7 protein-coding genes are annotated in these 6,767 nt (G+C 70.7%); 4 read left to right on the top strand and 3 right to left on the bottom strand.

Annotated elements, in window-relative coordinates; all coding sequences use genetic code 11:
- On the bottom strand, window positions 1-737 hold a 737-nt coding region (locus Q1N79_RS29225), incomplete at its 3' end, for an SMC family ATPase (RefSeq protein ID WP_300614330.1).
- Window positions 737-1,972: an exonuclease SbcCD subunit D gene (locus tag Q1N79_RS29220; protein ID WP_300614329.1), complete on the bottom strand. Its 1,236-nt coding sequence runs from the start codon at window positions 1,970-1,972 to the stop codon at window positions 737-739. The genes Q1N79_RS29225 and Q1N79_RS29220, both read right to left, overlap by 1 nt.
- A gap of 122 nt (window positions 1,973-2,094) precedes the next feature.
- Between Q1N79_RS29220 and Q1N79_RS29215 the strand changes: the two genes are divergently transcribed.
- Window positions 2,095-4,167 (top strand): fumarylacetoacetate hydrolase family protein, encoded by a 2,073-nt coding sequence (locus tag Q1N79_RS29215; protein WP_300614328.1) that lies wholly within the window; start codon window positions 2,095-2,097, stop codon window positions 4,165-4,167.
- 72 nt (window positions 4,168-4,239) lie between these two features.
- On the opposite strand, the gene Q1N79_RS29210 is transcribed toward Q1N79_RS29215, so the two are convergent.
- Window positions 4,240-4,899 carry a LysE family translocator gene (locus tag Q1N79_RS29210; RefSeq protein ID WP_300614327.1) on the bottom strand — a complete coding sequence of 220 codons (660 nt, stop codon included), beginning with the start codon at window positions 4,897-4,899 and terminating at the stop codon, window positions 4,240-4,242.
- A 303-nt stretch (window positions 4,900-5,202) separates the two neighbouring features.
- Between Q1N79_RS29210 and Q1N79_RS29205 the strand changes: the two genes are divergently transcribed.
- The 3 genes from Q1N79_RS29205 to Q1N79_RS29195 all read left to right on the top strand — a co-directional run bounded on the left by Q1N79_RS29205 (window position 5,203) and on the right by Q1N79_RS29195 (window position 6,767).
- Window positions 5,203-5,406, top strand: a complete 204-nt coding sequence (locus tag Q1N79_RS29205) for a DUF6290 family protein (protein WP_300614326.1) — start codon at window positions 5,203-5,205, stop codon at window positions 5,404-5,406.
- Window positions 5,403-5,783 carry a type II toxin-antitoxin system death-on-curing family toxin gene (locus tag Q1N79_RS29200; protein ID WP_300614325.1) on the top strand — a complete coding sequence of 127 codons (381 nt, stop codon included), beginning with the start codon at window positions 5,403-5,405 and terminating at the stop codon, window positions 5,781-5,783. The genes Q1N79_RS29205 and Q1N79_RS29200 overlap by 4 nt, the downstream gene beginning before the upstream one ends.
- 174 nt (window positions 5,784-5,957) lie before the next feature.
- The gene (locus Q1N79_RS29195) at window positions 5,958-6,767 is read left to right on the top strand and encodes an ABC transporter ATP-binding protein (protein WP_300614324.1); all 810 of its coding nucleotides are present in this window, start codon (window positions 5,958-5,960) and stop codon (window positions 6,765-6,767) included.

The raw sequence follows: 6,767 nt of genomic DNA, 5'->3' as shown, positions 1-6,767 counted from the left end.
TCCGGGGCGGGAGCGGCGGTTTCCGGCGCGGGAGCGGCGGTTTCCGGCGCGGGGGCGGCGTCGGGCACCGGGACGCCGGCGGCCTGGGCGACCTGGGCCACCAGCCGGTCGACGGCCTCGCTGGCCGTTGCCACCTCGGCGGCGGTCGCGCGGCGGCGTTCGGCCAGCCACTCCTCGACCCGGCCGAAGCGGTCGGTGCCGAACAGCTTCTGCAGCAGCACCTCCTTGTCCTGCGCCCTGGCGTGCAGGAACTGGGCGAACTGGCCTTGGGGCAGCAGCACGACCTGGAAGAACTGTTCGGCGGACATCCCCATCAGCAGCCCGATCTCCGCGTCTGCCTCGCCGACTCGCGCCGACTTGAGCTCCCACGTGCCGACGGCAGAGCGCTCCTCCAGCCGCACACAGGCGGGCTCCCTGACCGTGCCTGTGCCCGACCTCTTCTGGCGCTCCTGCTCCGGCTTGCGGGTAATGAGCAGCCTCCGGTCGCCGATCGTGGCCTCAAGCTGCACTTCGGTCGGCAGGCCGGCCGCCGCGTGGTCGGAGCGCAGCCGCTTGGCGGTTCCCCGCTCCCCCGGCACGCTGCCGTACAGCGCGAACGCGATCGCGTCGAGCAGCGTGGTCTTGCCGGCGCCGGTCTCGCCGTGCAGCAGGAACAGTCCCTCCAGGTCGTCGAAGTCGACCTGCTCGGTCTCGGCGAACGCGCCGAATGCCGTCACGCGGAGCCGGTGCGGGCGCATCAGCAGGCTCCTTCGCGGACGGCCTCGAACGCGGCGGCGAGCAGGTGCCGCTCGGCCGTGGTGACCGGGGTGCGCACGTGGCTGACGAACTCGGCCGCGACCGTGAGGTCGTCCCGCCCCTTGACCCGTTCGCGGTAGCTGCCGGCATCGGCGGTGCGGCCCTCCGGTTTGAATTCCAGCGTCAGGATGTGCGGGAACCGTCGCCTCAGCCGGTCCATCGCCCCCTCCGGACGGGCCGCGTCGGTGAGCGTCACGGCTATGAAGTCCCCTTCGTGCGCGGTGAACTCGCCGGAGGTGAGCAGGTCGTCAATGCGGCCGGTCAGCACGGTCAGCGTTCGGTAGGCGGGCGCCGGGACCCGTTCGGCGCGGGTCTTGCCGTCGATGCCGACCTCGACCAGCCAGCTGCCCTTCTTGTGGTCCTGCTCCGAGAACGAGTAGGGCAGCGGGGAGCCGCTGTAGCGGATGTTCTCGGCGAGCGTCTGCTGGCCGTGCAGGTGGCCGAGAGCCACGTAGCTGAAGCCGTCGAAGACGCTCGCGGGGACGTAGCCGATGCCGCCGACGGAGATGTCGCGTTCGGAGTCGCTCCTGTGCCGCTGCGCGGCTTCCTTTCGCTCCTCGTCGTTTCTTCCCCCGGCCACCCAGGCGTGGGCCATCACCACCGTGCGGCCGACGCGGCGCTCCGCCGCGTCCGCGCGGATCCTGGCCGCCGCCTCCCTGAGCACGGCCTCGTGGCTGCGCTGCCGGGACAACCCGGTGCCCGGGTCCGGAGCGGGCGCGGGAGCGGGTGTGCGAGCGGGTGTGGGTGCGGGTGTGGCGTCCGGCAGGCCGACCGCCGGTTCCAGGTACGGCACCCCGTACACGGCGACCGGGCCGTGGTCGTCGTGCACCAGAACCGGCTCGGCTAGCCTGCCTGGCCTGGTGCGCAGGTGCACGCCGGCCGCGTCGATCAGTCCGCTGTTGACTCCGAGCCGCCGCGCCGAGTCGTGGTTGCCGCTGATCAGGATCACCCGTGCCGCGGTCTCGCGCAGCCGGACGAGGGCCTCGTCGAACAGCGCCACCGCGTCCACCGGCGGCACCGCGCGGTCATAGACGTCTCCCGCGACGAGCACGGCGTCCACGCGCTCGGCGCGAGCCGTCTCTACCAGGTGGTCGAGGAACTGGGCCTGCGCATCCCGCAGGTCGGCCCGGTGTAGCGACCGTCCGAGATGCCAGTCAGAAGTGTGCAGGAACCGCATGGCACGGACCATAGCGAAGCCCCCCGACATTCGAGGCGTTTCTGGCGCCCGCGCCCGTCGCTTCGCGAGTCGCTTCGCCGGTCGGGCGGGTTGGCTGGCGACCGGTGCGTGGCTGCGGAACGATGGTGGTACGCACGGCCTGGGAGGTAGCGATGCGGCTGGGGATGGTCGAGACGGCGGCCGGGCCGAGCGTGGCGGTCGGGCGTGCGGAAGGCTGGGTGCCGCTGCTGACGGTCCCGGGTTCGGAGCGGCTGGGGCCCGCGGTGACGGACCTGCTGGCGTTCCTGAGCGCGGACCAGAACGTCCGCGAGCTCGCGGAGGAGCTGGTCCAGGCGGCGCCATCGGTCGAGCCAGCACCGCTGCTCAGCCTGCCGGTCCGGGCACCGGCGTTCCGTGACTGCTCGCTGTGGGAGGAGCACCTGATCGCGGCCAGCCGCGGCGTGCTGCGGTTGCACGGATCGGCTGCGGGGGTGGTGAGCGACGGCTTTGAGCGGCTGACGCGGCGGCCGTTCCCGCGGCTGCGCCCTCGCCCGCTGTGGTACGAGCAGCCGGTGTACTACAAGGGGAACCCGGCGGGGTTCATCGGCGATGGCGACACGGTGCGCTGGCCCGCGTATGCCCAGGTGCTGGACTACGAACTGGAAATCGGGATAGTCGTCGCACGCGACAGCACCGACCTGACACCGCAGGACGCCCTGGACGCGGTCGGCGGTTTCGTGCTCGTGAACGACTTCAGCGCCCGCGACGTGCAGTTCCGCGAGATGGTCGAGGGCCTGATGGGGCCGGCGAAGTCCAAGGACTTCGGGACCGCGCTCGGCTCGGTCGTCGTCACGCCGTCGGAGCTGCTGCCCGTCCTGGACGACCTGGACGTCGAGGTCCGGGTCAACGGCGAGGTCTGGGGCGCCGGAAGCACCCGCGGGATGCGGCACTCGGTGGCAGAGGTCATGGCCTACGCCAGCGTCGGCGAGCGGCTGACGGCTGGCACGGTGATCGGGCTCGGAACCATCCCCGGGTGCAGCGGGGTCGAGGTCGGCCGGTGGCTTTCCCCTGGTGAAGTGGTCGAGTTGTCCGCTGGCCCGCTCGGCAGGCTGCGCAACACCGTGGGCGATCCCGAGCCGTGGCGGCGGCCGGGAGCGATGGCACGAGCACGGTGGAGCATCGTGCTACGGGCCGGCGAGCAGGCCGACCCCCGCGCCGACCCGGTGCCGTGGACCCCGCCGACCGCGCCGGCCTTCGCAGGGGTGCTCGCGCCCAACCAGCTGCTCGACCAGGTGGAGCGGTGGGAGGTGCCCGGCGGGTCCAAACCAGAAGACGTCGTGTTCGACTCCGCCGGCCGGCTGTATGCCGGCGTCGAGGACGGCCGGATCTGGCAGTGGCCGGCCGGGTTCCCCGGCTCAGGCGCGCCCCGGCTCTTCGCCGACACCCACGGCCGGCCGCTGGGCCTGGAGGCCGACCCGCGCGACGGCACGCTCATCGTCTGCGACGCCTACCGGGGGCTGTTGCGGGTGCAGCAGTCCGGTCACGTCGTTGTGCTGGCGGACGCCTACGGCGGCAGGCGGCTGAAGTTCGCCAACAACGCCGCCGTGGCGGCCGATGGCAGCGTGTACTTCTCCGACAGTTCGGCACGGTTCCGCATCGAGCACTACAAGCAGGACCTGCTCGAGCACCGGCCCAACGGCCGGGTCTTCCGCTACCGCCCGCCCGGCCCCGGCCTCGACCTCCTCGCCGACGGCCTGTACTTCCCCAACGGAGTGGCGCTCGCGCCGGACGAGTCGTTCCTGCTGGTCGCGCAGACCGGGGGATATGACATCCTGCGCATCCCGCTCACCGGGCCCGGAGCTGGCCACCCCGAGCCGTTCGCTGCCAACCTGCCCGGCATACCCGACAACATGTCCTCCGTCGGCGACGGCACCTACTGGGTCGCCTTCCCCTCACCGCGACTGCCCCTCGTCGACCGGCTGATGCCACACCCGGCTCCACGACGCGTCGCGTCGCGGCTGCCCGAACGACTGCAGCCCGCCGCGAAACGCTACGGCCTCGTGGCTCAGCTGGGCGCGGACGGAGTGATCATCAAGTCCCTCCACGGCCCTTCCGGTCGCTACCGCGAGATCGTCGGCGTCCGTCAGCACGACGGGTGGCTATACCTCGGCAGCCTGTACGAGACCGCGGTAGGCCGGGTGCCGGTGCCCGCCTGAAGTCCGCGCCGCGCCGGCCGATCCGCCCGCACCCTCAGCCGGCTGCGAACGCCTCGATTGCCACCCGGTTCGTCAGCGGGCGCCGGATAAGTCCTTGCGGCCGGTTGCCGCGATGCTGACGCCGAGCCCGATCATCACCAAGCCGCCAGCGCCGCCGATCAGCGCCAGGCGCCGCGGTGACCGGGCGAACCACTGCCGGACGGTGCCCGCCGCTGCCGCCCACACGCTGTCGAGGACGAGCGCGATGACCGGGAACAGGGCGCCGACGATCAGCATCTGCGCCTGCCCCGACAGGTGCCCGGCGGCGCGGTCGGTGAACTCCGGCAGGGCGATCACGAAGAACACGATGGTCTTCGGGTTGGTCGCTCCCACGATAAAACCGTCGCGCATCGCCCGCAGTGGCGACACGGGTACGATCCGTGCCGCCAGCGCCTCGGCCATCGACTGCCTGTGCCGGATCGCCTGGACCCCGAGGAAGGCCAGGTAGGCGGCGCCTGCATATTTGACGATCATGAATATTTCCGCCGACCGCTCTATGAGCGCGCCAACGCCGAACGCGACCGCCGCGATTTGCACACATAGACCCAGCTCGTTCCCGGCGACCGAGAACAGCGCAGACCTGCGGCCGACCGTCAGTGCGCGGCCGATGGTGAACAGCACGCTCGGCCCGGGAATTGCAATGAGTAGCGCCGCAAGGCCGGCAAACTGCAATAGATGACTCGCCGACACCATGGGTCCAATCTATGGTGGACCGAGCGCCCCAGCCAGCGGTTATCAACGTGCTGCTCGACTGCCGCCTCGTCGTACCTGCCTTCCTCGCAGGCGCACCACCCACGTTTCAGAACCGGGCCAGATCGACCAGTTATAAGCCTTTCGGCTGACCTGGTGCCGCGGTGCCGTTAGCCACGCCAGACGGCCGGTTCGCGCGTATCAGCAAGCAGATCGCCTTCGCTGGCATATCACGTACTGTGCTGCATCGCCCGTCGCGGATCGAGAGAACCACAATCCGGTATCATCAATGATACCATGGCGTGCATGGCGATGACCTTGCGGCTTGCCGACGATGAGACCGAGGCGCTGCGGCGGCGCGCCGAGTTTGAGCACCGGTCCATGCAGGAAGTGGCCCGGCAGGCGATCCGCGAGTACGTGGAAAACCACAGCCGCGCCGAGCTGCTGGACCAGGTCCTCGACGAGGAACTGCCGCGTTACGCCGAGGCGCTGGAGCGGCTCGGCCAGTGATCTACCTGACGCTGCCCGAACTGCTGCACGTCGCGGAGCGGACTCTCGGGCCTGGCTACGCCGTGCGCGACTACGGGCTGCTGGAAGCGGCGCTGGCCCGCCCCCGGGCGACCGCGTTCGGCAAGGACGCCTACCCGGACCTGGACGCCAAGGCCGCCGCCCTGCTGCATTCCATCGCCCGCAACCACGCGCTCATCGACGGCAACAAGCGGCTCGCCCTGGCCGCCGTCATCGCCTTCTACGGCCTCAACGGCCGCCGGCTAACCATGACCAACGACGAGGCCTACTACCTGGTGATGAGCGTCGCCGCCGGGCAACTCGACACTGTCGACGACATCGCGGCCGTCCTCCAGCGCACCACTCAGCCCCGCGGGTGACGCGACAGCGCCAGCCCGCTTAGGCGAAGGCGGGTAACTGGGCTGGCCGAGCACCCGCGCCAGCGAGTGAAACCGCCGTGAAACCGGGGTGAATCCCGGTGCGTGCACCTTCGACGTGGTCGTGGCCGCCAGGCCGCACCGGAAGTGAAGGGCATCCTGATGGCGGCACAACCGATGACAGCACAACCGGCCCAGGCGATCCACGTACAGGGCCTGGAGAAGTCATACAAAAAGCTGCGCGCGCTGCGCGGCGTCGACTTCGACGTGGCGCGGGGCAGTATCTTCGCCCTGCTCGGCTCCAACGGCGCGGGCAAAACCACGGTCGTGAATATCCTGTCGACGCTGCTCAAGCCCGACGCGGGGACGGCCACTGTCAACGGCTTCGACGTCGCCACGCAGGGTGCGCAGGTGCGGGAGTCCATCAGCCTCACCGGGCAGTTCACGGCGGTGGACGAGATCCTCACCGGGCGGGAGAACCTGGTGCTCGCGGCGCGGCTGCGGCACCTGAAGGGCGCCGGCCAGATCGCGGATGGCCTGCTGGCCCGCTTCCAGCTCACCGACGCTGCGCAGCGACGGGTGTCGACGTATTCCGGGGGCATGCGCCGCCGCCTGGACGTCGCGATGAGCCTCACCGGGAACCCGCCGGTGGTGTTCCTGGACGAGCCGACGACCGGGCTCGATCCCCAGGCGCGCCTTGAGGTGTGGCAGGCCGTCAGGGAACTCGCCGGGCGCGGTGCGACGGTGCTGCTCACCACGCAGTACCTGGACGAGGCCGAACACCTTGCCGACCGGATCGCGATCCTGCACCAGGGTCGGATCATCGCCAACGGCACTCTCACCGAACTGAAGCAGCTCTTCCCTCCTGCCAAGGTCGAGTACGTCGAGAAACAGCCGACGCTTGAGGACATCTTCCTCGCCATCACCGGCGACGGCCGTAACGGCGGCAGCGACAGCGGGGCCGGCGTCGGCCGCACAGGAGGCTAG

Source organism: Trebonia sp., assembly GCF_030042015.1.
Classification (GTDB): domain Bacteria; phylum Actinomycetota; class Actinomycetes; order Streptosporangiales; family Streptosporangiaceae; genus Trebonia.
Note: the sequence above shows the minus strand (reverse complement) of the source record. Positions and strands in the feature narration are given on the sequence as shown.